The sequence below is a fragment of the Ligilactobacillus animalis genome (genome assembly GCF_009933595.1).
In the GTDB taxonomy this organism is placed as follows: domain Bacteria; phylum Bacillota; class Bacilli; order Lactobacillales; family Lactobacillaceae; genus Ligilactobacillus; species Ligilactobacillus animalis.
On the sequence record NZ_CP047141.1, the window covers coordinates 1,580,738 to 1,606,216 of the forward strand.

At 37.8% G+C, this 25,479-nt stretch carries 26 protein-coding genes; 1 reads left to right on the plus strand and 25 read right to left on the minus strand.

Annotated features, from left to right (window positions below):
- Positions 1 to 29: 29 nt before the first annotated feature.
- The 6 genes from rpoB to GSR62_RS07815 all read right to left on the minus strand — a co-directional run bounded on the left by rpoB (position 30) and on the right by GSR62_RS07815 (position 6,781).
- The gene (gene rpoB / locus GSR62_RS07790; RefSeq protein ID WP_143452056.1) at positions 30 to 3,650 is read right to left on the minus strand and encodes a DNA-directed RNA polymerase subunit beta; all 3,621 of its coding nucleotides are present in this window, start codon (positions 3,648 to 3,650) and stop codon (positions 30 to 32) included.
- 274 nt (positions 3,651 to 3,924) lie between these two features.
- Complete coding sequence (locus tag GSR62_RS07795; RefSeq protein ID WP_066023543.1) at positions 3,925 to 4,644, minus strand: Panacea domain-containing protein; 720 nt, start codon at positions 4,642 to 4,644, stop codon at positions 3,925 to 3,927.
- The gene (locus tag GSR62_RS07800) at positions 4,619 to 5,257 is read right to left on the minus strand and encodes a nucleotidyltransferase family protein (protein WP_066023544.1); all 639 of its coding nucleotides are present in this window, start codon (positions 5,255 to 5,257) and stop codon (positions 4,619 to 4,621) included. The genes GSR62_RS07795 and GSR62_RS07800 overlap by 26 nt, the downstream gene beginning before the upstream one ends.
- A 58-nt stretch (positions 5,258 to 5,315) precedes the next feature.
- A complete protein-coding gene (locus tag GSR62_RS07805) occupies positions 5,316 to 6,008 on the minus strand; it encodes a YjjG family noncanonical pyrimidine nucleotidase (protein WP_066023545.1) in 693 nt (230 codons plus the stop codon).
- A gap of 58 nt (positions 6,009 to 6,066) precedes the next feature.
- Positions 6,067 to 6,507 carry a YcjF family protein gene (locus GSR62_RS07810; RefSeq protein ID WP_066023546.1) on the minus strand — a complete coding sequence of 147 codons (441 nt, stop codon included), beginning with the start codon at positions 6,505 to 6,507 and terminating at the stop codon, positions 6,067 to 6,069.
- Positions 6,508 to 6,607: 100 nt separating this feature from the next.
- Positions 6,608 to 6,781: a hypothetical protein gene (locus tag GSR62_RS07815; protein ID WP_010688191.1), complete on the minus strand. Its 174-nt coding sequence runs from the start codon at positions 6,779 to 6,781 to the stop codon at positions 6,608 to 6,610.
- Between the two features lie 190 nt (positions 6,782 to 6,971).
- On the opposite strand from GSR62_RS07815, the gene GSR62_RS07820 reads away from it, so the two are divergent.
- The gene (locus GSR62_RS07820) at positions 6,972 to 7,349 is read left to right on the plus strand and encodes a TetR/AcrR family transcriptional regulator (RefSeq protein WP_010688192.1); all 378 of its coding nucleotides are present in this window, start codon (positions 6,972 to 6,974) and stop codon (positions 7,347 to 7,349) included.
- Between the two features lie 125 nt (positions 7,350 to 7,474).
- Here the strand turns inward: GSR62_RS07820 and GSR62_RS07825 are convergent, their stop codons facing one another.
- The 19 genes from GSR62_RS07825 to GSR62_RS07910 all read right to left on the minus strand — a co-directional run bounded on the left by GSR62_RS07825 (position 7,475) and on the right by GSR62_RS07910 (position 25,472).
- On the minus strand, positions 7,475 to 8,311 hold the full coding sequence (locus GSR62_RS07825) for a toxic anion resistance protein (RefSeq protein WP_066023547.1): 837 nt from the start codon (positions 8,309 to 8,311) through the stop codon (positions 7,475 to 7,477).
- A 159-nt stretch (positions 8,312 to 8,470) separates the two neighbouring features.
- The gene (locus GSR62_RS07830; RefSeq protein ID WP_010688195.1) at positions 8,471 to 10,291 is read right to left on the minus strand and encodes an acyltransferase family protein; all 1,821 of its coding nucleotides are present in this window, start codon (positions 10,289 to 10,291) and stop codon (positions 8,471 to 8,473) included.
- A complete protein-coding gene (locus GSR62_RS07835; protein ID WP_010688196.1) occupies positions 10,288 to 10,659 on the minus strand; it encodes an MORN repeat-containing protein in 372 nt (123 codons plus the stop codon). The genes GSR62_RS07830 and GSR62_RS07835 overlap by 4 nt, the downstream gene beginning before the upstream one ends.
- Positions 10,660 to 10,830: 171 nt before the next feature.
- Entirely contained in the window at positions 10,831 to 11,013 is a 183-nt protein-coding gene (locus GSR62_RS07840) for a hypothetical protein (protein ID WP_010688197.1), read from the minus strand.
- A gap of 335 nt (positions 11,014 to 11,348) precedes the next feature.
- Positions 11,349 to 12,194 (minus strand): hypothetical protein, encoded by an 846-nt coding sequence (locus GSR62_RS09565; RefSeq protein ID WP_029507272.1) that lies wholly within the window; start codon positions 12,192 to 12,194, stop codon positions 11,349 to 11,351.
- 13 nt (positions 12,195 to 12,207) lie between these two features.
- A complete protein-coding gene (locus tag GSR62_RS07850; RefSeq protein ID WP_010688199.1) occupies positions 12,208 to 13,524 on the minus strand; it encodes a hypothetical protein in 1,317 nt (438 codons plus the stop codon).
- A gap of 11 nt (positions 13,525 to 13,535) precedes the next feature.
- On the minus strand, positions 13,536 to 14,072 hold the full coding sequence (locus GSR62_RS07855; RefSeq protein WP_010688200.1) for a hypothetical protein: 537 nt from the start codon (positions 14,070 to 14,072) through the stop codon (positions 13,536 to 13,538).
- Positions 14,073 to 14,085: 13 nt separating this feature from the next.
- Positions 14,086 to 16,350 (minus strand): dynamin family protein, encoded by a 2,265-nt coding sequence (locus GSR62_RS07860; protein ID WP_010688201.1) that lies wholly within the window; start codon positions 16,348 to 16,350, stop codon positions 14,086 to 14,088.
- 10 nt (positions 16,351 to 16,360) lie between these two features.
- Entirely contained in the window at positions 16,361 to 17,419 is a 1,059-nt protein-coding gene (locus GSR62_RS07865) for a dynamin family protein (RefSeq protein WP_056938451.1), read from the minus strand.
- Between the two features lie 300 nt (positions 17,420 to 17,719).
- On the minus strand, positions 17,720 to 19,183 hold the full coding sequence (locus GSR62_RS07870; protein ID WP_010688204.1) for a hypothetical protein: 1,464 nt from the start codon (positions 19,181 to 19,183) through the stop codon (positions 17,720 to 17,722).
- Positions 19,184 to 19,197: 14 nt separating this feature from the next.
- Positions 19,198 to 20,838 carry a hypothetical protein gene (locus tag GSR62_RS07875; protein ID WP_066023548.1) on the minus strand — a complete coding sequence of 547 codons (1,641 nt, stop codon included), beginning with the start codon at positions 20,836 to 20,838 and terminating at the stop codon, positions 19,198 to 19,200.
- 220 nt (positions 20,839 to 21,058) lie between these two features.
- A complete protein-coding gene (locus GSR62_RS09620) occupies positions 21,059 to 21,193 on the minus strand; it encodes a hypothetical protein (RefSeq protein WP_010688207.1) in 135 nt (44 codons plus the stop codon).
- Between the two features lie 205 nt (positions 21,194 to 21,398).
- Positions 21,399 to 21,893: a hypothetical protein gene (locus GSR62_RS07880; RefSeq protein WP_010688208.1), complete on the minus strand. Its 495-nt coding sequence runs from the start codon at positions 21,891 to 21,893 to the stop codon at positions 21,399 to 21,401.
- A 220-nt stretch (positions 21,894 to 22,113) separates the two neighbouring features.
- A complete protein-coding gene (locus tag GSR62_RS07885; RefSeq protein ID WP_010688209.1) occupies positions 22,114 to 22,407 on the minus strand; it encodes a Mor transcription activator family protein in 294 nt (97 codons plus the stop codon).
- 145 nt (positions 22,408 to 22,552) lie between these two features.
- Positions 22,553 to 22,882: a hypothetical protein gene (locus tag GSR62_RS07890; protein ID WP_066023549.1), complete on the minus strand. Its 330-nt coding sequence runs from the start codon at positions 22,880 to 22,882 to the stop codon at positions 22,553 to 22,555.
- Between the two features lie 127 nt (positions 22,883 to 23,009).
- Entirely contained in the window at positions 23,010 to 23,693 is a 684-nt protein-coding gene (locus GSR62_RS07895; protein WP_010688211.1) for a zinc ribbon domain-containing protein, read from the minus strand.
- A gap of 11 nt (positions 23,694 to 23,704) precedes the next feature.
- Complete coding sequence (locus tag GSR62_RS07900; protein ID WP_010688212.1) at positions 23,705 to 24,412, minus strand: zinc ribbon domain-containing protein; 708 nt, start codon at positions 24,410 to 24,412, stop codon at positions 23,705 to 23,707.
- 6 nt (positions 24,413 to 24,418) lie between these two features.
- Positions 24,419 to 24,946: a zinc finger Ran-binding domain-containing protein gene (locus tag GSR62_RS07905; protein WP_010688213.1), complete on the minus strand. Its 528-nt coding sequence runs from the start codon at positions 24,944 to 24,946 to the stop codon at positions 24,419 to 24,421.
- Positions 24,947 to 24,956: 10 nt separating this feature from the next.
- The gene (locus tag GSR62_RS07910) at positions 24,957 to 25,472 is read right to left on the minus strand and encodes a zinc ribbon domain-containing protein (RefSeq protein ID WP_010688214.1); all 516 of its coding nucleotides are present in this window, start codon (positions 25,470 to 25,472) and stop codon (positions 24,957 to 24,959) included.
- Positions 25,473 to 25,479 lie beyond the last annotated feature (7 nt).

Consider the following 25,479-nt stretch of genomic DNA (forward strand, 5'->3'; position numbering starts at 1 on the left):
CCTTTCTTATTTTGAAATACGAGTGTTTACTACTTTTCAACTTTTGTTTCTTCTTCGGCTGGTTTTGAGCCTTCTGCTTCAGCTTCTTTTTCTGCTGCAGCTTTTTCGCGCTTAGCTTTTTCTTCTTCCGAAACTTTAGCTAATGCATCGACTTTCATGATGTCATCATCATCTTCGTCCATATCGCGCAATTCGATCTCTTGTTTTTGAGCGTCGAGCACTTTCATATCAAGACCAAGTGATTGTAATTCCTTAACTAAAACGCGGAATGATTCAGGCACGCCTGGTTGTGGAATTTGTTCACCCTTAACGATAGCTTCGTAAGTCTTAACACGGCCGACCACGTCATCAGACTTGTAGGTCAAGATTTCTTGCAAGGTGTAAGCTGCCCCATAAGCTTCAAGGGCCCAAACTTCCATTTCCCCAAATCTTTGGCCACCAAATTGTGCTTTACCACCAAGAGGTTGTTGTGTAACCAAGGAGTAAGGTCCAATTGAACGAGCGTGGATCTTATCATCGACCATGTGAGCGAGTTTCATGTAGTACATGACACCAACAGCGACACGGTTATCGAAGGCTTCACCTGTACGGCCATCGTAAAGAACTGTCTTACCGTCAGATGGAAGACCAGCTTCTTTCAAGGCTGCCCAGATATCTTCGTCACGAGCACCATCGAAAACTGGTGAAGTTACGTGGATACCGAGTTTACGTGCAGCCATACCCAAGTGCAAGTCTAATACTTGCCCGATGTTCATACGGGAAGGCACACCCATTGGAGAAAGCATGATGTCGATTGGTGTACCATCTGGCATAAATGGCATATCTTCTTCAGGGATAACAACAGAAACAGTACCCTTGTTACCGTGACGACCAGCCATCTTATCGCCGACTTGTAATTTACGTTTTTGTGCAATGTAAACACGAACCATCATGTTAACACCAGGTGCTAATTCATCACCAGCTTCACGCGTGAAGATCTTCACGTCTTGGACGATACCGCCACCACCGTGAGGCACACGTAAGGAGGTATCCCGAACTTCACGTGCTTTTTCACCAAAGATCGCATGCAATAGGCGTTCTTCAGCTGATAATTCAGTCATACCCTTAGGCGTAACTTTACCAACTAAGATATCGCCATCCTTAACTTCAGCACCGATGCGTACGATACCGAACTCATCTAAGTTCTTCAACGCATCTTCACCAACGTTAGGAATTTCACGTGTCATTTCTTCAGGCCCGAGTTTTGTATCACGAGCTTCGGATTCATGTTCTTCGATGTGGATCGAAGTATAAACATCTTCTTTAACTAAACGTTCGTTGATAGCGATAGCATCTTCGAAGTTGTAACCGTCCCAAGTCATGAAGGCGATAAGTGGGTTTTGCCCTAAAGCTAATTCCCCTTCTTCCATTGATGGGCCATCAGCTAACACATCATCAGCATCAACGTGGTCACCAACACGTACGATCGGTGTTTGGTTGTAGTTCTTACCACCGTTAGAACGACGGAATTTCATCAACTTGTAAGTGTCTAAAGAGCCATCTTCGCGACGCACGCGGATCTCACGCGCATCAACGTATTCAACTGTACCGTCATGGTCAGCGATCAAAGCATCACCGGAGTCATGAGCGGCTTTGTATTCAATACCAGTACCAACTAATGGAGCATGTGGCTTGATCAAAGGAACCGCCTGACGCTGCATGTTAGCACCCATCAAAGCACGGTTGGAGTCATCGTTTTCCAAGAAAGGAATACATGCTGTAGCGACCGCAACAACTTGTTTTGGTGACACGTCCATGTAGTCGACTTTATCAACGGAAATTTCGATGTTTTCATTTTTATGACGAGCCATAACAACATCATCAACGAATGAACCGTCATCGTTTAATGGTGAGTTAGCTTGAGCTACGACATAGTTATCTTCTTCATCAGCTGTCAAGTAGTCGATCTTGTCAGTAACTTTATGTGTATCCCAAGAAACACGACGGTATGGTGTTTCCACGAAACCATATTTGTTAACACGAGCATAAGTGGACAAACTGTTGATCAAACCGATGTTAGGACCTTCAGGCGTTTCGATCGGACACATACGACCATAGTGAGTATAGTGAACGTCACGAACTTCATAGCCAGCACGGTCACGTGTTAAACCACCAGGCCCTAAGGCTGAAAGACGACGCTTATGTGTAAGTTCGCCAAGTGGGTTTGTTTGATCCATGAACTGGGACAACTGGGAACTACCAAAGAATTCCTTGATCGAAGCAACAACTGGACGGATGTTGATCAATTGTTGTGGTGTTACCGTTGCGATGTCTTGGATAGACATTCTTTCACGAACCACACGTTCCATCCGTGTCAAACCGATACGGAATTGGTTTTGTAATAATTCACCCACAGAACGGATACGACGGTTACCCAAGTGGTCGATATCATCAACGCTACCTAAACCTTCTTGCAAGTTGAAGAAGTAGTTCATGGAAGCCAAGATATCAGCTGGTGTGATGTGCTTGTATTCCAAAGGTACATTACCGTTACCGATCATGTTGATCACGCGTTCTGGATCTGTTTCAGAGTAGACCTTGATGATCTGTAAGGTCATTGGTTCTTGGACCACACCTTCTTCAGATGGATGGAATGTTACCATCTTGAAGTCATCACGCTTGAGGTAAGGAGCTAGTTTTTCCATAGCTACCTTATCTAAAAGGTCACCCTTGTTGACGATGATCTCGCCTGTTTCTGGATCAGCTAAAGTTTCAGCTACACGTGTGTTCAATAAACGTGTCTTCAAATCAAGCTTTTTGTTGATCTTGTAACGGCCAACAGCTGCTAAGTCGTAACGTTTTGGATCAAAGAAACGAGCTGTCAAAAGACTACGTGCAGAATCAGCTGTCTTTGGTTCACCTGGACGTAGGCGTTCGTAGATATCTTTCAAGGATTCTTCAACCCGAGAATCTTCCATGTTCTTGTGGATATCTTTTTCCAAAGTATTCATCAATGCATCAGTTTCACCGAGTATTTCAAGAATTTGTGAATCTGATTCGTAACCCAAAGCACGGATCAATTCTGTCAATGGAATCTTACGTGTGCGGTCGATACGTACATACGCAACATTTTTAGCATCTGTTTCGTATTCCAACCAAGCACCACGGTTAGGGATCACCGTTGTACCGTAGTTTTCACGGCCATTTTTATCTAATTCAGAGTTAAAGTATACGCCGGGTGAACGAACTAATTGTGAGACAATAACACGTTCAGCACCGTTGATGATGAATGTTCCTTGCTTTGTCATCAATGGGAAATCGCCAAAGAAGACGTCTTGTGACTTGATCTCTCCTGTTTCCTTGTTGATCAAACGCAAAGTAACGTGTAATGGTGCTGAGTAGTTAGCATCGTGTTCACGTGCTTCGTCAACCGTGTACTTTGGTTCTAACAATTGATAATCTACAAATTCAAGTGATAAGTTCCCTGCGAAGTCTTCGATAGGCATGATGTCTTCAAACATCTCACGCAAACCTTCGTCTAAGAACCATTTGTAAGAGTCTGTTTGGATCTCGATCAAGTTAGGCAGATCTAGAACTTCTTTGATTCGAGAATAACTTCTGCGTTCACGGTGTTTGCCGTATTTTACTAAATGTCCTGCCAAGTTGTTCACCTCTCAAAATATTTACTGTAAATTGCTGCTACAACTGAAAATTAATATTACAATTATGTTACAAATAACTTTTTACAAAAATTTTCAGTGAATTTTGGCAAAAAAAAGCAAAAACAGATCATGTTTAATAAAATAAACCTCACTATTTTTGCTTCTTCGTTTACCTGATCCGGACAATAGATCGTATCAAGCATCTAAATTCACAGTTTTTGCATCTATATAGTGTAGCAATAAAAACCGGTACTGTCAATACTTTTTGCGCGTTTTCTGAAAACTATTTCGTCAGTGTCGGCAAACGTTCTAAATGATGATAAGCGCAAATATCTTCATCTAAAATTTTCAAATTTTCTTGCCTGGCACGCGCACGACTCCAAGGAGTCCCTTTTCGATGGGTCAAATTTTTCTCCGGATCATCCCAAGCTGCAATATATTGTTGCTTACACTGTTCAACTGTTGTTTTGATCGTCAAAAGTAATTCTGCAGTTTTTGGGTAGACCGCTAATTTTCCCTCAAATAAACCTGACTTTTCTAATTCATCAGTATATTTATTTTTACGATAGACTTCTCTTTCGACCGGTCCATGTTCAAATGCTTCAAAGTCAGCGATAAAGGGAGGTTCACGATATTTTTCTAAGTAATCAGCATAAATATAATATAGCGTCTTTTGTAATAAGAAAGAATTTAAATGGTAGCGTTGTACTAAATAAGCTGCAATATCAGTGGCATTCAATTGACTCAACCGTCTGACCTTTTCAACTAATTCAGATACGCTATCTAGTTGTATTGCATCAGAAAAATATGGATCCATACGCTGAATATCTGCAAAAGTTGTTCCTTCGCTGTTTATCACATGAATACTGATCCCCGCCAAAAAGTCTGGCGAAATATTTCGTAATTCACTTCTTTTTTTTAAAAATTCTTCTTTGTCTGTTGCAGCAAAATGATAAGCTAATGCGATTCCATTTTGCTTAGCTAAAGCGATCATATGAAGCATTACTTTCCACCATCCTCTTTCGTTCATGTTCTTCATGCGCAAAAAAATTATCAGCTTTGTTTGCAGAATCCCAAATCTGTAATTCCCACGGAAAACTATAGTTATTGATCTTGAAATAACAATGAATTGCATGATATCCACCAACATCACGATCAATAAATCGAAATAACTTCTTATCATCACACTTTAAAGTTAATAAATCTCTAATTCCGTCTAGATTTTTTTCAATATCTGCCAAAATGATCCGAAAACCCACCAAATCATTTAATGATTTATTTACAGAAATTCCGCCAAGAGATTTTTCCCTGTAAGAGTACTGTCTGATTTTATCATAGGTCGTCTTTTGGGATTTCACACGATAACTAAAATCAAAATCCAATAAATAATCTAGAAAGTCATATTCTATCTTTTCCATCAAAATAGCTGAAAATTTTAAATATCCTGGGATAAGTTCATGTAAGAAATAATCATCTCGCATAATATTGCCTATATTTAGTTTCCGTAAATTATATTTGCTCATATTTACTTTTTGTATAAATTTTTGAGAAAAATATAAATACTCTTCTGAAATAGTATCGATCAACTTTGATAGTACTACTAATGTATCTGACATACTCTCACTCCCCAAATACAGAGTAGTACTAATACTGGCTAACTACAACTTCATTTATTTAGCTTAAAATATCACTGATCTGAGCCAGCAAACTAGCTTCCAGATCGATCTTGATCTTAGGATCAGCTACCTGTTGCTTACGATTCAACCATAGTGTATCGATCCCGGCATTTTGGCCACCTAACATATCTGAACTGAGCGAATCACCGATGATCAGGGCTTTTTCTTTATCAAAACCCGCGATCTGATCAAAAGCACGTTTGAAAAAGAGTTGCGACGGCTTTTGGGCACCTAACGTCTCTGAGATGAAGATCTGTTTGAAATATTGATCAAACTTAGATTCTTTTAGCCGCTTTTCTTGGATGAATTTAACACCGTTAGTCACAATATACAGCTCATAGTCACGTGCTGCTAGATCTTCCAACAATTCACGTGCTCCAGGCAGGGGTTGATGACCATTAGCTAAAAACTGCAAGTAACGTTCATTTAAGCTATTATTAGCTAATGTTTTACCAAAATGCTCCTTAAAAAAGGTCGGAAAACGGATCGCCATCAACTCATCCCGTGTGATCTCGCCACGTTCGAGCTGTTCCCACAGTCCTTGGTTATATGTGGCATAGGCCTGTTTTACCGTAGCAGTCGGCTCGATATCGACTGAAGTGAATAGCTGGTCGAGCGCTTGGTCTTGAGCCGCATGAAAATCAAGTAAGGTGTCATCAACGTCAAATAATAATGTCTGGTAGCGTTTCATCTCTTATACATCCTTTTTGTGTTTTTGCCAGTTTAGCACAAAAATCTTCGAACTGGTACTATTTTTTCTTCGTTGCGATCGCGATCGCTGTTAAAATGATCGAACTCAAGCTCTCAAGATCGATCGCATTACCATCTTCAAATTCTTTGATCAAAACTTGGCCGATCGCTTCGGTCACTGAAACGGCTACACCTGCACTGATCGCACCTCCTAGAATACTTCCAGCACCTGGGACTAATTTGAATAAGCTACCTGCTAAGCTCCGCCCCATCGTTGTCGCAAAAGTGGATTTGAGCACACCTTGTACCATACCCTTAGAAACATTTTTACCGTACGTCCGATAGATCTGCACGATCATTGCGGTTTGGATCGGCATCAAAGCTATCGCGTCGGCAAATGGGATCGGTGTTGCCGCCACTGTGGCTGCTCCGATTGCTGCTGTATGAACCGCTTTTTGTGCCTTTTGTTTAGGTGTTTCGACTACTTCATTTTTATCCATAAAAATACCTCCCACTTTTTTCTTTCTACTATATAGTATAGTCGAAAACTAGCAGGAGGCATTTATTTTGCCTAAAACTTATAAGAAGGTTAAGGTCCGTTCATTTATCCTTGGGTAAAAATAGATCCCTATATACGACTGCAATGATCGGCAATAGCACTAAAGCAGCTAAGGCCATGACCCATTGATTTTCACGGTTAGTATAAATAATAGCTACATATACTATGAATAATATCAAACTCACAAGAGCCGATAATAATTTTTTATTTTTCATACGTTTCTCTCCTCTATAATCATTGAACATGTTACAATATTCCCATCATTTTCCACACTATACCCTAGCTCTACCTAAGAAATATATCCCTAAAAATTGACACGCTGACAACATATCCCTGAGTAAAATAGCGATTTTCCCTGCCTATTGCTTAACACAGTGACAATTTTTTATGGAAAGGAATCACAAAATGAGAGAAACACGGGAAATGATCATCAATGCTGTTATGCGTTTGGCTCTGCAAAACAAGCAGCGATCACACTTGACTTTAACTGAGATCGCAAACGAAGCTAGCATCTCACGCCAAGCCATTTATCAAAAGCATTTTAATAGTGTTGATGAGATCTTTGACTACATCCATGCAACTATCGACGAACAGATACTGCAAGTATTCCAACAAAAAGTCCTCTGCTTGCCTCCAACTGAACTCTATCACGGGATCGCTGTACATATTTTGCCACTGATCTACCACCAGCGCGAGTGGCTTAGAGTCCTTTACAGCACTAACATTGATCTAAAATGGCGGCACTACTTATATGAGAGGCCAGTGTCACCTCGGAATATCTGACAACACATCCGCCTCTAAATACTCCCTTTTCACAAACTATGACCGTCAAACTTTTGACCGACCACTTGATCACGGTCATCTCGATCTGGTTAAGCGATGAGATCCCGCTCCATCCGTCCAAATTTTCACCGATGTTCTTGGATCTTAGCTTCATCTTGCGTCGGATCTTTTTTAGCTTCTTGTAGCTCAGGGATGATCTTAGTCACAAGCTCTTCTTCATAAATTTCCAAACCTGCGATCAAGATATTAGTAACTCTGAATAAGTTCAAATTTTCGGTATAGAAGGCATCTAATTGCTTATTATCTTCGACTAAGATCTGTTGATCGACACCGAGTTTATTTTTCAAAGCATCGATCCGATCAGAAGTAGCTTTAAAGATATCTTGTTTCTTTTCTGGAACTAATTTGCTTGGCTTTTTCTTGAATAAGCCAAAGAAACCTCCCCGATCTTCTTGTTGTGTTTCTTCACGTTCGACTTGATCAGCAACTTCTTGTAAGTTGATGCTCTTGATCACATTAGCCAACATATTCAGATCGGCACTGACAGATTTACGATTGCTATCATCAAGACCTTTTTCCATATATTTCTTGGAAAAGGCATCAATACTATCAGCGGCTTTTTGACCGTAATTCGTCAATGTGATCCGTTCTGCATAGTTGAGCTGTTTAGATTGCTTTTCAGCCAATTTTTGATCATTTGCATCTAGCTTGTTGTAGAGCGTTTTTTCAACTTTAGGTGCCTCTGTTTGTGCCGGTACATTGGCAGTATCATTGCCCAATAATTCCGATACGTCATTACCCGCTGATGGCGCTGGGGCATTTGTCGTGACAGGTTTAGCGACCACACTTGCTACTTCATCTGCACTTTTGGCGACTTGCTTGGTTTGCTCTTTAGTCTGACCGTATAATTCACTCATTAAATCGTCGCCTTGACTAACATCTAATAAATCTTCAACACTCATTTGAGGACCCTCCTATATATGTAAAATCGTTTTAGGTCCATTATATTTAAAAACAAATTCATTTGATATTGTACATATACACGACTAATTCCATGTATTTTTCCTTGCAAAAACGCAAATAAAAAAGTACCAGCAAATTTTTTGCTGATACTTAAATGGTTATTTCTTAACTGGTGTCTTTTCAGCCCGTTTGAGTGCATCTTGGATACAATCAAGATACAACTTGCTGGCATCTTCACGTCCACCAAAGTGTGTCCCATCAGTGCCTTCAAAGACTTCTTGGTGTGCTCGGGCAACTTGATCCCAGTCGCCGATCGTGATGAACTTGTATTTGCTTGGTAAAGTCCGTTCCCACACACCCAACTTATATGAGTTATACGAAGAATCGGCATGGCCATCATGCGGGGTGATGAAGATCAAATGATGCCCTGGTTTCAAGTCATTGATCACCTTTTGAGTTTGTTCTTGATAATCATCTAACGAGTTGGTCCCGATACAGATCACCACGTTTTTACGCAATTGCCCACTATTTTGTAGATTCATCAAAACATCATAAGCTAGATTCATCGTGCGGTTACCTTCTGCGTCGATATCGACGTCTGTCATGTGTTCCAACAGATAACTGCGACTGCCAAGCGTCACACTATCGCCGATGATCGTCGTTCCAGCTGGGATACCCGTATTTTGATCGGCCGCTACTGGCGTCTCATTTTTAGGCGCAGTCGCTTTGGCGTACGCCATATCGAGCTTACCGACATCTTGTTGGATCCCACCTAACATCAAGTTTTCTTCCAACGAAGAGATCGTCGGTGCTTGTAAGCAGAGGAACACCCCAAAGCCAATCGCTAGTGTCATAAAACCACCTAAAGGAGCTACGATCTGTTTGAAATTGACTTCACGCCCAGCCAATGAGACCGATTTACCACGGAGAAGCGGTTCTAAGAAGTAATACGAGAAGCTCGCAAAAATGACCGATAAGATCGTCGTCAAAAGCGCGGCGATCCCGTTACTGAATTGCTTGGGTAAGATGACAAACAACGGCCAGTGGAACAGATAAACACTATAGCTGATATCTGCGAGGTAGACAAAGATCTGAGGCTCTTTTACATCCGGCGTCTTGCGGTGTAAGATATTCGCCCCAAAGATCGCACCCGCGGCAAAGAGACTCGCTAAAATAAAGCCAAACATGTAAGTCTCACGGCGATCAAAGCGCAGGAAGTAAGCCAAGATGAATAATAGTGCTAAATTTATCATCATAAAGGCTAAAGCTTTATTTTTAGTCCAATGTTTCTCAACACTTGCACTGAAAGCTGGCATCAGATCTTGGATCCCCGCGATCGACCCTAACACGCTCCCGATGAAAAATGGGAAGATGTGAGTCACACTGGAGAAGTAGATCGGTGAAAATTCACTCAAGCCTTGGGCTCCTAGATACATTGCGGTCGCACTTCCTACGGCAAGCAAAGCTGAGCCAGCTAGTACCCGCAACCGGAATTGCTTGACCGACGTTGAGACTTTAGTCAATAAGTAAAGTAAAAAGCCCCAGATCAAGTAGAATTGAACTTCGATCGCTAATGACCACGTATGGACGAACAAATGCGGAATAAAGCGCGATTCATACGTTCCACCCGTGTTGATCTCAAAGATGTTGGTCACAAATCCGACCGCTGATGTGATCTGGCGTGTCAGGTCAGTGATGTAATCTTTACCGACCAATAAAGTGAACGGTAAAACGATACAGATCATCAAGCCCAGGGGAGGCAAGATCCGCATCACGCGCCGATAATAGAAGTCCCGCAACCTAAATTTTTGCGAACGACTGAACTCATCGATGATCAAGGCGGTGATCAGATAGCCTGAGAACGTAAAGAAGATATCGACCCCGATAAAACCACCGGTATAGCGCATTTGAAAGAAGTGATATAAGAGCACACAGATCAGACCCGTGATCCGGATCAAACTAAACCATTTGATTCTCATTTGTCTTTGTACTCTCCTTTGACATAGTTACCGGCTTGGATGACGTGGTCTTTATCCTGCAATTTGCCCGCGCCATTTGCGACACCCTTATGGAAGATCCCCGTAAAGGTCCAGCCGTTATGTGACTTGAAAGTACCCCGGCCTTCGAAATGCCCGTCTTTGAAGCCACCGGTATAAACATCGCCGTTTTTGAACTTGAGCGTACCTTTGACGGGTTTACCCTCATTTGTCGTACCTGTATATGTGCTGCCATCTTGGAAAGTCAACGTGGTCTTCTTTTCACCTGCGTTGCTGAAAAAAGTTATCAGCACACAGACCACGATCAAGATCCCTGAGGCTAGCAAGATAATATTTTTTCTACCCCACATAGCTAAAATGTTTTTCCTTTCTTTCTAATCAATTTATTATAATAACATATTTTACGCTACATAATAAACAGAAAACTACGCAGAAAGTGATAAAAATAAAAAATCTATATCCAACTCCTTAAAGAATGGGATATAGATCTTTAGATGTTATAGTTCGCCACGGCGTCTCAATTATGCAACTACCTTATCGTAGCCATATTGTTGTGGAATACCTTTAGCTTCCATATTTTTCTTATGACGCTTTAATTCAGCAGTTGACATCGAACGTAAATTTTGATCGAATTTCTTTTCAGTTTTCACTGCTTCATCTTCGGCCCATTTTTTTGCTGCTCCTAAAAAATCCATCAATCCCATAATAATACCTCCACTGTATCAATTTATAATGTTTTTCCCTTAGTATCTCATCAACAACATTAATTAACTTCATCTTCATCAACGAGTGCCTTCAAAAGTTCTATAGCATCTACTACCTCATTAAAAATATCGCACAAACTAGACATACGCTCATCTCCTCGTAAAAATTCTTGCTGACTTACTTTATGAATATATTATCCCGCATCACATAGACATATATTGTCACACAGCAAAAAAGCATCCAAGATTTTGGACGCTTTTTGCATATGTTGCTCTAGTATATTACTGTAGTAGCTTTTGCTGACATAAATTCCATTAAGCTTGATAAAACTGTGTTATTTTTGTCCAACCGTTTTATTCAACATCTTAGCAGCTGAAAATACATTATTGACAATTGCAACAATTCTATCCTGTTCTGTCTCGCTTAATTCATTAAAATTTCGATTAAATCGCTCAACTCTTAATCTTGCACTGTTCATTTCAGAAGTAAATTTAGAGGTTTGCCTACGTAGAATTCTAATTTCTTCTGCTGTTCCTTCAAGTATTTTAGACTGCGCCTCTATTTTTTTAGTTGCTTCATTAGCTTGGGCAATAGCTTTTTTATTTTTACCATTAGCCATTAATGAACCACCAACAATTCCTGCAGCTGCTATTCCCCAACCAACAGGACCTGCAAGGCCTAATATGGTACTTCCAAGAGCTGTGCCGCCACCACCAGCTGCTAAAGTTCCACCACCTAGCCAAGCAAGTGCTGCATTCCTTGCTGCCACCCCAGATAATGCCGAGATAGCTGTTCCAGTGGAGGCAGTTCCAAATGTTGTTGCAATTGACATTGCAACTGAGGGTCCCAAAGCTGCTACTCCACCACCAATAGCTACAGCCGATACTGCTCCACCGTAAACTTTCTCCAACTCATCTGCTTGAACTTCAGCTTCACTTATCAAGTCTTCATATCGATCGTATTCGATTTTCACCTTTTTTAGCGTCACATTTAGTTCTGTAGGCTTTTCTCTAAATGAATTGATCAAATCCCACATTGTAAATACCGATTTCTTTAGTCTGTCCCTTTCACGATACAAATGTTCACTACTACGAATAACATTTTTCTGATGTCTTTCCATCTGCTTATATTCTTTATTCATTCTTTCAACAGCAGCCTCACGTTCTTCACCATGGAACATAGAAAATCACTCCTTAATTATTGAAAAAATTATAAATATCTTCCTTTGAGCTCAAATAATTTGTGACATTATTCAACTTTGCAAACTCTACACTACTTTCAAATTGACTTTTCGCAGACTGATTCCAATTAGTTGCATTTTCTTGAAGATTTGCATATACTTCATATTCTTTCAACATCTCTTTCATTATTTGAGAATATTTACTATCAATATAGCGTAGTTGAGTCTGTAATTGAATTTCCAAATCTTCAACACTGTGTGTCATACCAAAAACCACTTGATTCCAAATTTTATCAATATTTTTTATATCATCTTTAAATTCATCTGATTGGATAAGACGCTTAATTGTAGCTATTAACCCACCAAAATCAAGCTCACGAATAGCATTCGGTAAATCAAATTGTGCTTTCATTAATGAGCGTATTAAATCTTGTGATGTAGAAATCCCATTAGCTACTGCAATTACTTTGTCAGTTTTCCGCTTAACAATTTCAGCAGATACAGGTGAATTTCGATATCTCAAAAATCTATAGATAATACTACTAATTGTATTTATAAACTCGGCTAATCCATACTGGACTCCGATATTAGCAATCCACATAGCATCAAAATGGTTTTCTAACAACCAACTATTGACACTAGCCGAAGTAACTTCTCCAATATTAGGTAGCAATGATAGACCAGGAATAGGCAACCCTTGTTGTGTGCCCACATCAGAAGCTAAATGTAACAAATGCTTCACTACCGCTGCTGGCAAAATCATAGCGTCATTTTTTACATACTCAATGCTAGTAGCAGTGGCTGTCGTAAATGTAGTAGGTTCACCTATTTGATACCCCGAATCTGCCCGTCCATAATCTGTAGGGACAACATTTGAGGTCTTCAAAGAAATAAGCGCATCTTCATCACTAAAAGTTATCGTTTCACTCATTAAATTTATTGGACCAACCAACAAACCAACTAGCGGATCATGTGCTAATGTTTTGTAGCGATGATTCATTCCAGACAGTCCAGTCTTAGTAATTTTAGTTGACGATCGAGCTATTGCATCGTAACTTGTTGGACCAAGTATCCACTCACCATAATTTTTATTTTTAATTACATTTTCAACAACTGAGTTATGCTTTACTAAATTAGCTGATTCTTGATCATTTAGTCTACGCATATTCAAAATCTTTTTTCGTGAAAGATATTGGCGCAAAATCTGTAATCCAGCTATTAATGCCACAAAATCTAGGTCTTTACGCGTTAATTCTAATTCTTGCGAATCATTTACTCGTTTAACAAGTTTCTTTACATCTTCACCATGCGGAAGATTCAATTCACTCATGACACCATCCCTTATTCTTTCGAGTTATCAACCAAAGCAATTGCTACTCCAGCAATAGTTACGCATGCTCCGCTAATAGTTAAAGCAGTATGTGCTGTGGCTAATCCAGCGGCTGTCGTAATTGCCCCAGCCACTGCTGTTACGGTTCCTGCAATTTTTTGAGTATCTTGTTTACTATTTTCTTTATGCCTGACTCCTCTACTACTGGGATTTTTTTGACTTTTGGTGTTTTTCTTATTCACTGTCTCCTCACCTTTTTTCACAGTGGGGGCAAGTTGATGTAAAAAGTCGATTCTTTCTTGCGAAAAATTAAATGTTAAATCAGCCAAAACATCATACAAATATTTTTCTGTCCATTCATCTTCACTTTTGAAAGTTTCACCATCATGCTCTTCAATCAGATTAGGAATTTTTCCCATAGCAAATTGAAGTTTTTCATCAAAAAGCTTTAATGTTGGATCAAGTAATATTGAATCTTTCATACTTACAACCACTTTTGTCCGATTCCCACTCTTCACACTTTCCTTAAAAAAATTGTCTATAGCCATCAGTCTATCCTCCCTATATACTTAAAACATTGTTCAACTTCGCCTCAAGATTTGCTAGCCATTCTAATGTTTGACGATTTTTTTCAATTTCGGCTTCAGATAAATCTTTTTGCGATTTAACATTTTCTAAGCTCTTCATTTCCTCTTGCATCATAGATGTCAACCGTTCAAATTCGTGTTCGAAGAATTTTCTAGTCTTAACTTCCTGTGTTTCAGCATATGCAGTTATCTGCGGCACATAATCTACTAACATTGGTTGAACCCCACTAAACATATTGACAAAATCTTTTTTCTCAACAAAATCTTTTTCTGGTGTATCTTCTACGTATTTATCACCTTTAAACCATGTAAATGGGTTATACCATTTCTTTTGACTTTCAAAATGGTATTCAGCTTCACGATGTTGTACATTCATTTGTTCAATATTTCCAACACTCGATTCTATATCGGCATGAATAAATTCTATAGGACTTCCTAATTCCATATCCATGTCCGATTCATCCAAGATTGAGTTGATTCTGCTTTTATATTCATCAATCAAATCCTGTGTTTGTTCATTAATACAGAATTCTACCAATTCATTTAACTCAACTTCAACACGTTGTCTAATATCTTCTACTTCTTGGACTAAACTTTCATATTCCGTTTTAGCTTCATATTCTTCAATTTCATCTTGCAGATTATCAACTTGCTCATTAAAATCAGCTATCGCTTGCTTAATTGATTTGTTAGCTTCTTTTTCAACTAACTTAGAATAGCTAATTTTATCAATTTTACTTTGCAATTCTTTACCATTTTTTGCACTTTCAAGTTTTGAGTTAATTTCAGCAGCTTTAGCTCGAAGTTTATTTCCCAATTCCTCATTTTCACTAATCTTATTCTCTAACGAACGTTTAATATTTGCTTTTTTCAAGCTGGCTTCAAATGTTGCAACAATATTTGAAATTTTTGCTGGAATAGCATACTTTTCTACATATAATCTAATTGCTGACTCAATTGTAGGAACACCACTATAAATTAATGCCTGTTCTTTTTTATCCTTCTCTTCAATTGCTTTGGCTAATTTGCTATCTATTTCTCTCTTAATAGATGGAATTTGTGGAGCATACTGTTCGAAATGATGATCTTCCCGCTTAATAGCTCGTCTAATCTTTACAAATAACTCAGCTTCTTCATCGTCATCTATGTCCAAATCATCGACTGATTTCCCCTTTAAGATAGTTCTTAATTGCAGCGCATTCAATGCGCTTGCCGCATAAATATTTGGATTCTCAATTCCGATATCATCCTCTAAGTAGCTCCGCACATTAGCTAAAGTTTTAGAAACATCTTCTGTTTTAGCTTTTAAAGCGTCTAATTTATTGACAACAAAAATAAATCTATCCCTGGACTGTTTGCCTCCTACACTCATAGTATCCTTAACTCTAGTCAAAAAATTTTTATCATCTTTTATACCCAATTGTGTAGCATTTAAAATGTACAATACTAATGTCTTTGAAGATTTCCCTAACATTTTCCATGTTGTCTTTTTATGCTCTTCTTTTCGAGCATTATTTGGTCCAGGCGTATCAATTAATATTAAATTAGAATCATTCTCTTTCGACCCAATAAATGGAATATCCCCTTCCATGTTAATGGTTGCTACGTTCTCATCACTATTCCACTCTGTTGTTTCTTTAATGGTAACATTATCACTTTCGGCAATCTTCATATTTTGCTTATCAAAAACAGTTGCCTTAAAATTATATAAGTCGTCATTATCCTTAATATTAGTAATAATTGCAGTACATGGTTCTTGAGAAGATGGCATAATTTCATCTCCTAATAGAGAATTAATAAGTGTTGATTTGCCAGCACTCATTGTAGCAATTACATTTATTGGAAACTCATCACTTTTAGCTTTTTCAAAGGCATCTGCCAATTCTGGAGTCTTCAAATCCTCCACATCACCTGCTTGGATTTCTTCAAAAATTTCTGTGATTTGACCAATTTTATCAACCACTTCTTCAGTTGGTGCCTCGTAGTTAATCTCAAAATTAAATTCTGGATTTTTTTTGACATATCGCTCACAAGCTTCAACCACATCTTCATAATCATAATTAGTACCATGGAATGTGAACTTAAAATTTTTGTCCTTTCCTTTCGATGTGATATATTCCGGTAGTTCTTCCACCCATTCCTGCAGGTGTTTACCCGCATCAATATCAAAATTTTTATCATCAATTCTTATATCTGTTTTAACTGTATAAGGATTGTATTTAACATATACTTCACTCATAAAATTCCCTCTACTTTGTATATTTCAATAATTCATTCCCTAACTGGTAAATGCCACTTAATACATCAACTGTATCATCTATATCTTCATTACCAGTCTTATATAACTTATCCTTGGTGAGTTTTCTAGTTAGACGTTCTAATTCAAATTCATCATCATCATCTAGAGAATCTGTACCACTCAAACATCCTAGTAATGCAAAATAACTTGAAACCGGCAATACAGTGGGCTCTAAAAATCCTAACTCACTTAGTTCTTCCTCTGCATCAGATATACTTTGTTCAACAGAATCATTTTTTTTGTTAAACGTATCTATTTTATTAAGCGCAAAAATTACTGGTTTATCAGCTTTTTTTACAAGTTGTAAATTCTTCTTCTCATCATATGTACCCGCTTGTGTAGCATTTAGTACACATAAAATAACATCATAATCAATATTATTTAGAGCATATTCAGTTAACCCCAAGTGATTATCATTTCCAGAATAGTTCGTCCCAGGAGTATCAATAATTTCAACTGGGAATTCATTGAATCTCTCTATGTAAGTACTGATATAGATGTCTTTCTCACTGGAACTTTCACTAATTTTGATAATTTCTTGTTCAGTTTCTAAATTTTGTAATTCATCTTCAAGTCGGCTAAAGCCAGATTTATCTACCTTATTTAAAATGTGATAAATTTTACCAGTGGCCGACTCATTTTGTGAAAATAGTATTTTTTTACCAACAAGCGCATTGATCAATGTTGATTTTCCTGCACTCATTGTTGCAGTAACAAGAACTTTTAATCTTCTGCGTCGCCTGGGAAACAACTCAGTATCTTGATTGGCATATCTTACCTTCAATCCACTTGAGTCGGTACTACTCACCTCACTCTCTACATTCGCTCTAATGGCACTACGAATCTCATCTTTATATGTTTCAGAAATATCTTCTACTTTTTCTTCTGTTTTTGATAATTTTTCCTCATAAATTTGAATGATCTTTTCTAGCTCTGCTTGCTTTTGAGATAATACTTCTAATTTTTCATTGGTTTCTGCTTGAGCTTTTTTTAATTTCCCAAAAAACATCAGGACACCCCTTTAATAATAATTGTTAATAACACTTTAATTCTCTTACAATATTATAGGCAATTCTACTTGATAAAAGTTAAAAAATACATTATAAAAAAATTTATATTTACCTAGTTTTAAAAGGTTTTATAACGAAAAACACGTAAAGTTTGTCACAAAAAGCATCCAAAATATTTTGAACTCACTCATTATCTTGTTTACACTAATTATCCCTTCTCGCATAGACAATATGTGTCACAAAATAATTACCAAATAAAAAAACCATATTCAGAAAATTCCGAATATGGCTTATATTATTTACATTGTTAATTCAAGAGATATTCGATTCCATTCTCGCTGAAGCTCTGCGTCTTTTTGTTCCAAATCATGGATATGTTTTACCTTATTCCTAAGAACTTGTACAGCCCTAAATCCCATATCAGCGACATTGACGTAATTCAACTTCAATAAAACTGTTACATTTAAACCACCACTACGTACCAAAGCATCCACTACATCGCCTGCTTCAAAAACAGCAGTAGTAGTTAACAACATCCTGCTTAAATCTTCTTTGTAGGAATCTGCTAATTCTCCTGTCTGCTCATCTATATAGAATTTTCGCTTAAAGGACATATAGATCCTTATCATAACCTCTTCTAATATAACTGGAATAGATTGAGCCGTAAACATTCGCAGATCAAAGCCTTTTTCATAAAGCCATGTGCTTACCTCACCAAAATTTTTATCGCCTATTTTCCCAAAGTTAAGACTTTGTAACGTTCCGAAAAATGGTGCTGGTAAACCTGCTCCACGTTGCATAGATGTGCTCGAGCCCGCGATATCAGACATAATATGTCCAAACCAATTTTTTACAGATTCAGCAATTTTAACTATCATATTTGATGAGCTAAATTCCAATCCCTGATTGACTGTAGTTACACGTTCTATCCTACCATTATTAAAAATCGTTGTTTTTCCTGTAATTTGATCCATTATTCCTACAATCAAACCTAGCAAATCAGGCCAGTGCGCAATCGATTTGATATGATGATTATTAGGTGTAAATTTATTTATTCCACTTTCAATAATCGAATCATGAGTTGCCGCATCGTAGTTCACAGCATACTTTCCTTCAAGAAATTTAATTGCCGTTTTTTCGCTACTAAATTTTCCACCATCAGGATTAACAAAATTAGCGTACCCGACTACAACTTTACTATACAATTCATCAACTTTACGGCGCAACATATCATTCCCATTATTTTTTTGTCGCGTTATATCACCTATTAAAAACTTATCTACTAATCCCATTATTATTCCAACAGAAGCAGCAAACGCATAATCCATCCCATCTAGGCGTGATAACTTAAAGTCTCTGACGATCTGTTGATTTATTTCAACTATCTCACGCTCACTTAGAACTTTGAAATATGGATCATTCATATCAAGTTTTCTAACATTTGCATAATTTTGAGCACTAGATAACAACGCATCCCAGCTATCGGTATTCAGCAACTGGATATCTTCATATTTTTTCTTCTCTATTGAGTTTTCTAAAGCCAATATACCTGCCAGCTCTGATAACTCATCGCTAGATAATCTATTTTCTTGCAAGAGTCGTTCTGTATCAGTAAAAAGTTTACTTTCTTCACAAAGTTTTTGTTCAACAATATCAAGATCATTGTTCAAGTTATCCAGTCTTACTTCACCTAACTCTAGTTGGTCTTGATTTACAGCTAATATTTCAGCTAAATCATCAAAAAGATCATCTGTTTTTTTCATTATTCTCACCTAAATTAGTTATTTAGCTTTGACCAGAGCTTCTTACCCACATTTTTAGCATTAGCCATAGTTGCAACTTTGTAATACTCTATATTTTCTAAGATTGCTTTACATACTTTTAGGTTTTTTAGCTCACTTTCTTCATTAATGCGGTTTTCGCCTTCTTTATAATTGTATACTTCGTCCAAGGCCATTCCAAACTTATCCCCATTAATATTTTGCTTGAGTAAATCATTCAACTTTTCAACTTCTAAAGTTTCTGGAAGTTCACTCAAAATCAATTCACGTTTCCGATATTCTTCATCTTGTTTTGCGTGATTAATTGCATTATTAGTTTTAGACAATCTCTCTACTAATTTTTTCAATTGTTCACGAGCTTCATCACTTTTGTTTATCTTTGCTGATAAGTCTACTATTCTTTTTGTAATATAATTTATGTCACTCAACATCAATTGCATACCCATTTCGTGTCTCTTAATAGCTTCTTGAAGTAATGTTTGACGAATAATACTGTCTTCAGTTTTACTACTTGATAATTTTTTAACTCCATTATACCCAACGATTCCAGCTGTTGTAATTCCTGCTACAGCCAATGCAAGTCCCCCAGTTGACATTGTAGCAAAAGCTAAGGTCCCTAAACCTAGTTCCCCAAACGCTCCAACCACTACTCCCGTAACACCAAAAGCAGCTAAAGAAGCTCCTGCGGCACCTGCTATACCTGCAAGTTCCTCCCGCATTTTCTTTGCTTCCTTATCAGTAGTTCTTTCCTCAATGATTTTTTTATCTTGTTCACTTTTTTTGATGAAGACATCAATCTGTTCATCCGTAACTCCTAATTTTTCTTGAATATCCTTAAAATATTCTTCTTCTCTAACTTCATCATACTTTTCAAACGGAGTTGTTAATATTAAATCATTCACTAAACCTTGAAAAATTTCACTTTGGCTTCCTTCAGGAATTTCTCGTTTTAATGTTGAAATCAAACTATCATTATCTTCCATTTCTGCACTATTACGATATTTTCTTAGCTCATCAGATAATTTATCCCCCAGCTGTAATCCACCAATCAAGCCTGCTAAACTGACATATTCTTTAGTTTCAACTTTCCCATCATGCTTAATAAAATTAGTTACAATTTTCAAATATGCAAGAATAGCTTCATCACTACAATCAGTCAAAATAACTTGGTGATCTGTGCTAACAGTTTCACTTACCTCATTAGCCAATTCATTTAAAAAATCACCTAACGCCTTCAATGTATCTGTGACATATCCCTTATGTAATTTGATATCATCAGATTCCTCTAATTTAATTACCAAATCACACTCAATACTTTCTTTTCCTTTTGAATTTACAATCTTATTTTCAAGATATTCTACTTCCACTACCTTACTTAAATCAATCTCAACCGGGGCTTCAAAAGCTTCTTTATAGAAAAGTTTTTCCCCTGTAAAAACAATACCTTCCTTCCCACTCCCCAAAAGTGTTGTATCATAAATTGCTGCAATGAATGCCGGATTTATGCCGTTAGCAATTTTTTGTGCCGCATTAACAACTTTCTTTTTTTCTTTATCTGTTTTTGCGGGCGTAATCAATACATTGCTATCATCAAAATATTTTGTAACATTTTCTCTAATAAATTCTTCTGATCTCATAATAGTTACCTCCACTTTTAATATATCTTTATAATACAATAAAGCGCTTACTTAACACCATCTATTTGCACATCATAAAAATAGCCCGATCCCCAAGAACCGAGCTACTTTGATCAATCGAACCAATCTTCTGGATCACCTAAAAATTGGTACATATAGTTGTAGACTTTTTCTGCCACTACGTACATCTTTTGGTAAATTTCCTCTAACATCTGTGGGCCTACTTTCTTGATTTTCCAGCATCACTGCGCTTTTTGCGCCAGCTACCATCATTGTTACGTGAACGATTTTGCCCTGCTGTAGGACCAGTTTTGACGATCGGTCCATGGGTATTTCTTGGTGAATTGTTAGTCATTAGACTTCTCCCTTCTGTGCAATGTTTTAATCTTCATCCAATGCATTGCCTAGTGATCCGGTGATCAAAAGCTACCACTAAACTTTCAATTGATCACCTTATGTTTTATATTATCCGCCGCTAAATAGACGTATAGTGTCATCTAATGCAAAAAGAATAACTTTTTTCACTGCACAAAAAAAGCTCTAGCAGATCTGCTAAAGCCTCATTGATCATCTTCAGTTATCTCACTTATCATCCGTCGCACACTGCGCTCACTGTAACCAGTCAATTTTGCCAGCTCACGTACATTCAAGCGATCCATATTTTCCGCGATCTTCTTGCGCGCATAATCTTTAGAATGTAATTTGGAAGGAAAATAGATGGTGCTTCCTCGCAAATTATCATAGACCAGATTGACCACCCGCTCGCCAAACAGCTCGTAGAATAGCTGATAAATTCCGTTGTACTTATTCATCTTAACAATTTCCTCATCATAGTTTGTTGGCAAGCATCGTTTTTCTTTGATCACATCTTGCACAAAACGCAAACTATAGCCTAATTCTAGGGCTAAAATACGTGGTTGCTTGTGATCTTTATGCTTTAAAATATAATATTCACAGTACTGCTTAGAATACAGCCGCATAGAGAAGTCATATTTGGTACTCTTGACCATTTCAAACAACTTATGTGTCCGTTGCTCTCCAATCAGTGCTGCCATCTCTTGATATGTCTTCTTGTAATCCGAAATCATGGTGCACTCCGAAAAATTAATCTTACTTTAAGTATATACCCTTATTTGCTGACATTTCGACTGGTATTTTCATAAATTTTATCCTTGGAAATTATCTCGATAAATCCTAATTTATCAACCTTATATTCGGCATATTCTATGAATTTGTCAACAATAAATATAATTTTTTAAATTTATTTTAGGTTGCCTATTTTTTGCAATCTGCTACCGGTGTGCCTTTTTCACGGGCTTTACGTAAATTGTCCAAGACCCATTTTTGGGAATAACCGTACTTGCGCGCTAGTTCACGTGAATTGCGTCCGTTATATTGCTCAGTGATCTTTGTCGCAGCGATCTTGCGGTCATAGAGATGACTTGGGATCACTAATTGCGAGCCTTTATAGTGATCATGGACCTTCAACATGCTTTCTAGACCGATCAAATTTTGTAATTCCTTATAAAATGAGTGCAATGCCTCAATATCGATTTCTTCTTTATCCATAATGATAAACTCCCTAGCATTAATACATCCCAAATTATATAAAATGCGTCTTGCAGTTGATATAGCGGTCTTCAACGTACTTATACATGTAGTTTTACATGAAAAAATACCTGACCAAATTTTTGAAATTCGATCAGGTATTTTCTTATACAAACCAAATGCCCACCATTCCTAAGCCTTCAAACCCCTTTTGAAAAGATTTTCTAGTAAAAACCGTCAACTGGGAGACTATCTCTTCTTGGGCACGGGTGAATTTTGTCTGTTTAGCAAGTGACAGCCTCGAAAACTCTCTTTTCAGCGCCTCGATTGCTTCGGGCACCTCGGCGTACTGGACTGAAAGTTTATCTGACGCATTTATTTTGTTATACGCATTTTGAACAGCTACTTTAGCTGCTTGATGGTCTAGCAGATCATATAGTTCTGTGAATAGCTCGTTGACTTTTTGAATGTTTTGCTTTTGTTTTGCCTCTTTCATCATATCCCCCCAGTCTAAATATTTACACGTAAATTCTACCATGCTAGATTTTTTATGTAAACGTTATTTTTTACCTAAATCGAGACAAAAAAATACCCAACGCATTTTTTGCGTTAGGTATGTAAAATTATTTAATATATTTTAGCGAATATTCTTTGATCGTTTCATGATCTTGCCAGACAATATGATCGCCTTTGACTTCAATACCGCCACCGAAGCCACCCATTGTTGAACGCAAAAGTAAGCTGTTGCCAGTATTTTCTTCAATATTGTAAGAATTGTCGTAATGAGTCGGTGTTGTCGCACTATCATGTACCACATGAGCAGTCTGCACCGTATCAACACCTGTGATGATCATAACATCATCAGGATTAGTAACATTTTCCCAGATCGATGTTCGACCATCGACAAATAATGGATCAGGTAATGATGTAGCACTACTTGTTGATTCACTATTAGCTGCTGCATTATTTCCCGCAACCTCTACACTTGTGCTAGAAGCTTTTTCACGTTCAGATGAACTTTCCACTGCTGTTGAGCTTTCTTTTTCACTAGAACTTTCTTTTTTCTTAGCTTTGGACGAACTCGTTTCTTTTTTGGAACTTACCACTTGCTTGGTTGGAGCACTTGCTGTTTGGTTAGTAACCGCCTTGTATGCAAAGAAAACACCGCATAGTACAACTAAAGCTCCGATAACTAATAAGATATATAGCCATGGACCTTTTTTCTTGCCCGTTGAAAAATTATAACCACAATTTTGGCAAAATTTTGCTCCAGGAGCATTATTATTTCCACAATTTGGACATTGCATAGTCTTCCCTCCTAATCTGCTTCATAGATATTATCGTCATCATCATAGGAACTACTTTCGGTATTACCTTCTTTTGACTCTGGTTGATAGTGATAAGTCGTGATCTGACCTTGATTGTTCACAGTCAAAACATTGTCAACGATGCTGATTTCCCCTCTATCGATTCGCCCTTGTGGCGGACCACTCATAGGATGAAAACTTTCACCATTGTTTTCGATCCCGCTAATATCATAAGTTCCATCTTCTGGAGCCTTACTTCCGTTTGAAATTGTCACAATTGTCGTTCCATTGATCGTTAAAACTGGGCCATCATCACTGACCCAAGTCGTCGTTTGACCGTTAGCTACAACAGGTGTTGGCGCATCTTGATCAACTTCTTGCTCATCTGATGAATCTGCATCATCATCGGAACTGGCATCTTCTTGGGTTGAACTATCATCTTCTGATGAATCTTTATATTTATATACTTCGGTTTTCAACTTAGCACTCGTTTTTACTGGACGTTGAGCCAATGTATTATGCACCAAGGTTATTGCACCGACCGCGATCAGACTAAGAAACAATCCGATAAATACCCCTAAGATATACTTACCAGCATTATTCTTTTTAGGTGGGATCGGTTGAATGAAAGTTTGTTGTGATGCTGACAAACTTTGTCCACAATTTTCGCAAAATTGTGCGCCAGGTAAATTATCTTTTCCACAGTTTGGACATTGCATCTAACTTCACTTCCCTTCACGTACAAAGTAAGCCCATTCGCCATCTTGAACTGGAAAAGCTAAAACCGTTCGTTCAACACCATTTATCTTATGCTTTTCCAAGCGAAATGCTAACCAGGTACTAGCATCTTTATTTGCAAATACAATAAGTTTTGATGACTTATCCACAATTCTCAGTGATAGATCTATTTTTTGTAATTCTTTACTCGACTTCACTCTGTATGTGATCTTACTAGGTGTGATCTCAAATGATCGAAGATTCTTATCTAACACACCCTTTTTTGTTTCCTCAACAAATTTCCACTTACCAGTAACATCCTTAGGTTCGATCTTATCGTATTTCACATACTTAGGGTCATTGTTGATCACGCCAAAATGATATGCTAGGCCCGTCCCAATTGCTGTAAAAAGCAAAAAACTAACAATAATGACTACTGGTAATTTCGAACGACTAGCTTTGGGCAAAATAAGCCCACATTGCTGACAATACTTCTCTCTAGGTGAATTTTGATATCCACAAGTTGGACAGATCATAGAAGCACCTCTACTTTCTTACGTAATATCCCCAGCTATCATCAGAACTGTTATAGACAGCAAGGACAACATGCTCAATTCCGTTTACTTTACGCTTTTCCAGACGTAATTCAACCATATTAGCTGTAAAAATATTATCGGTATCTGAAATGATCACTGTGTCTTCATCAGTCACAGTGCTGTAACGTACAGCAATTTTTTCACCTGAATCCGTTGTGATCTCATCTTCACTGATTTTTATCTCTTCGGTCATCGTGTCTTTTTTGCTCTCGTCAACTAATCTCCAAGTCCCCACAATATCAGCCAGTTCCAATTTATCAGCTGTCTTATACTCAGGATCATTACCGCCTAACATATATAAGCCACCAAAAATCAACACGACTACGGCTATACAGATCCCGATGATCGCTGGAACAGGCAAGCCATTTTTCTTAGGTGGGGCATACATTTGCAACTGCGCTCCGCAATTACTACAAAATGCAGAACCAGCAGGATTTTGTTGCCCACAGTTAGGACAATTTAACATCAATTCT

Bases quoted from the DNA above. Each gene is read 5' to 3' on its own strand.
- GSR62_RS07795 (WP_066023543.1), bottom strand. From the start codon at position 4,644: ATGCTTCATATGATCGCTTTAGCTAAGCAAAATGGAATCGCATTAGCT.
- GSR62_RS07800 (WP_066023544.1), bottom strand. From the start codon at position 5,257: ATGTCAGATACATTAGTAGTACTATCAAAGTTGATCGATACTATTTCA.
- GSR62_RS07805 (WP_066023545.1), bottom strand. From the start codon at position 6,008: ATGAAACGCTACCAGACATTATTATTTGACGTTGATGACACCTTACTT.
- GSR62_RS07810 (WP_066023546.1), bottom strand. From the start codon at position 6,507: ATGGATAAAAATGAAGTAGTCGAAACACCTAAACAAAAGGCACAAAAA.
- GSR62_RS07815 (WP_010688191.1), bottom strand. From the start codon at position 6,781: ATGAAAAATAAAAAATTATTATCGGCTCTTGTGAGTTTGATATTATTC.
- GSR62_RS07820 (WP_010688192.1), top strand. From the start codon at position 6,972: ATGAGAGAAACACGGGAAATGATCATCAATGCTGTTATGCGTTTGGCT.
- GSR62_RS07825 (WP_066023547.1), bottom strand. From the start codon at position 8,311: ATGAGTGTTGAAGATTTATTAGATGTTAGTCAAGGCGACGATTTAATG.
- GSR62_RS07830 (WP_010688195.1), bottom strand. From the start codon at position 10,291: ATGAGAATCAAATGGTTTAGTTTGATCCGGATCACGGGTCTGATCTGT.
- GSR62_RS07835 (WP_010688196.1), bottom strand. From the start codon at position 10,659: ATGTGGGGTAGAAAAAATATTATCTTGCTAGCCTCAGGGATCTTGATC.
- GSR62_RS07840 (WP_010688197.1), bottom strand. From the start codon at position 11,013: ATGGGATTGATGGATTTTTTAGGAGCAGCAAAAAAATGGGCCGAAGAT.
- GSR62_RS09565 (WP_029507272.1), bottom strand. From the start codon at position 12,194: ATGTTCCATGGTGAAGAACGTGAGGCTGCTGTTGAAAGAATGAATAAA.
- GSR62_RS07850 (WP_010688199.1), bottom strand. From the start codon at position 13,524: ATGAGTGAATTGAATCTTCCGCATGGTGAAGATGTAAAGAAACTTGTT.
- GSR62_RS07855 (WP_010688200.1), bottom strand. From the start codon at position 14,072: ATGGCTATAGACAATTTTTTTAAGGAAAGTGTGAAGAGTGGGAATCGG.
- GSR62_RS07860 (WP_010688201.1), bottom strand. From the start codon at position 16,350: ATGAGTGAAGTATATGTTAAATACAATCCTTATACAGTTAAAACAGAT.
- GSR62_RS07865 (WP_056938451.1), bottom strand. From the start codon at position 17,419: ATGTTTTTTGGGAAATTAAAAAAAGCTCAAGCAGAAACCAATGAAAAA.
- GSR62_RS07870 (WP_010688204.1), bottom strand. From the start codon at position 19,183: ATGAAAAAAACAGATGATCTTTTTGATGATTTAGCTGAAATATTAGCT.
- GSR62_RS07875 (WP_066023548.1), bottom strand. From the start codon at position 20,838: ATGAGATCAGAAGAATTTATTAGAGAAAATGTTACAAAATATTTTGAT.
- GSR62_RS09620 (WP_010688207.1), bottom strand. From the start codon at position 21,193: ATGACTAACAATTCACCAAGAAATACCCATGGACCGATCGTCAAAACT.
- GSR62_RS07880 (WP_010688208.1), bottom strand. From the start codon at position 21,893: ATGGCAGCACTGATTGGAGAGCAACGGACACATAAGTTGTTTGAAATG.
- GSR62_RS07885 (WP_010688209.1), bottom strand. From the start codon at position 22,407: ATGGATAAAGAAGAAATCGATATTGAGGCATTGCACTCATTTTATAAG.
- GSR62_RS07890 (WP_066023549.1), bottom strand. From the start codon at position 22,882: ATGAAAGAGGCAAAACAAAAGCAAAACATTCAAAAAGTCAACGAGCTA.
- GSR62_RS07895 (WP_010688211.1), bottom strand. From the start codon at position 23,693: ATGCAATGTCCAAATTGTGGAAATAATAATGCTCCTGGAGCAAAATTT.
- GSR62_RS07900 (WP_010688212.1), bottom strand. From the start codon at position 24,412: ATGCAATGTCCAAACTGTGGAAAAGATAATTTACCTGGCGCACAATTT.
- GSR62_RS07905 (WP_010688213.1), bottom strand. From the start codon at position 24,946: ATGATCTGTCCAACTTGTGGATATCAAAATTCACCTAGAGAGAAGTAT.
- GSR62_RS07910 (WP_010688214.1), bottom strand. From the start codon at position 25,472: ATGTTAAATTGTCCTAACTGTGGGCAACAAAATCCTGCTGGTTCTGCA.